Origin of the sequence: Lentilactobacillus parabuchneri DSM 5707 = NBRC 107865 (genome assembly GCF_001435315.1) — a bacterium.
Taxonomy (GTDB): Bacteria; Bacillota; Bacilli; order Lactobacillales; family Lactobacillaceae; genus Lentilactobacillus; species Lentilactobacillus parabuchneri.
Genome location: NZ_AZGK01000038.1, coordinates 1 through 1,638, shown reverse-complemented (window position 1 = coordinate 1,638; position 1,638 = coordinate 1). Strand labels below are relative to the sequence as shown.

General features: G+C 43.4%; 1 protein-coding gene. It reads right to left on the bottom strand.

The annotated features are described in order from the left end of the window. Window positions 1-194: 194 nt before the first annotated feature. Window positions 195-1,394, bottom strand: coding sequence for an IS110 family RNA-guided transposase (locus tag FC51_RS11990; protein ID WP_057908983.1), 1,200 nt, complete (start codon window positions 1,392-1,394; stop codon window positions 195-197). Window positions 1,395-1,638 lie beyond the last annotated feature (244 nt).

Genomic DNA, 1,638 nt, shown 5'->3' with positions numbered 1-1,638 from the left:
TCTTTTTCTACGTTTAGTCAAGTAAAACAGTGATGCTATTAATGATTTAATAAGCCTTTTGGCTTAATAATTGGGTTCCTTTATAAAGAAAGCAGAGTTTTACGGTTGTTATTTTATCTTTGAGCGTAACCCAAAGAAGCCTCAGGCTTTTCAAATTTTCTCAAGGCTGGTAAAGTTAGATTAACAAATCAGTCCTATCTGGAACAGGCTAGTTCATAAGAGTAGTTCTGGTTTGTGTTTATAAGGTAGTGGATTATCTTAATTAGACGATCCATACATGCGACAAGAAGCGGCTTCCTACGGGAGGCAGTTTCTTGTTTTTTTACATAGAAATCACGTATGTGATTGGGTTTAGCAGTCGAGCTAATCATGTTCACAACAGTCCAGTATAAAAGTTTTCGTGCATGGGGATTGCCGTGTTTCGTAATGCGTCGCTGAGCCGTATAGTCCCCGGATTGGATCTCTACGAGATCAATGCCGATATAACTATTGATTTGAGCACGGGTCATAAATCGCCGCACATCGCCAATCTCACCAAGGATCCTGACCGCTGTGTTTTCGCCAATCCCCGGAATGCTGAGGAGGATTTCGTATTCTGGGAGCTGATGAGCCAACATAGTCATATAGACAATCGTTTCCTCACGCCCATCCATGATCCGTAAAACATTATCAACCTGGTCTTGAACTTGTTTGATAACTAGTGACTGTTCATCGACAGCGGGATAAGAAATCGCGTTGGCTTGCCATAATCGGCGAGTCAAAGTATCAGCCCGTCCTTCGCCAATTCCGGCTAATTGAAGCGCCAATATTTTTTGCTTAATCGCTTCAAAGCTGCCCTGGCGTAATCGTGAAGGGTGCGGAAATAGACGGAGCACAGCTAATCCTGATCGTCGGCTAAGATCAATCTCATCATCAAAGTTTGGGAATGTAAGCTGAATTGACCGATGCAACCGGTTCTTCTCGCGTTTGAGATCCTCAGTTTGTTGGTCATAATAACGACTGAGGTCCATCAATTCACGGTATACGGGATCGATAAATCGAGGCTTAAAGGCGACTGGTTGTTTGACAAACTCGGTAAGGGCCAACCCCTGTGCGTCTCTGATATCGTTTTTTCGTAATCTGGAACCATCATCCAGTCGTTTCTTGGCGACCAGGGGATTCAAAATATGGTACAGGATTCCTTTATCTAATAAAAACTTCTCGAGCCGTCGAGAATACACACCAGTCGCTTCAAAAACGACTTCCGGCCGATCGTATGAGGCAACCATTGCTTTTAAAGTATTGAAGCCAATGGCATCTAATGTGATGGTACTGTCATAAATCGTCTTGCCTTCGGTGGCCACCGATAAGGTGGCTGTTGCTTTAGAAACATCTAACCCAATAATTGTTCGCATATTAATCTACCTTTCTTGAAGCTCTTCACTGAGGCCTTAGTAACCAAGTTTTCAAAACGCGGTCTCTAGGACCCAACTACTTTGAGCGAATTTTCTAAGACCAGCGAAGCGGCCATTTTTCTGTACGGCTTCTAAGAGCCAAAAGAGGAACCACGGCCTGTGCTTCACTACCACTATAAAGTAATAGAGGCGTATATGGACTCCGTCGAGTCTCATATACGCCTCTAAGCTTAGTAGTTTTTCT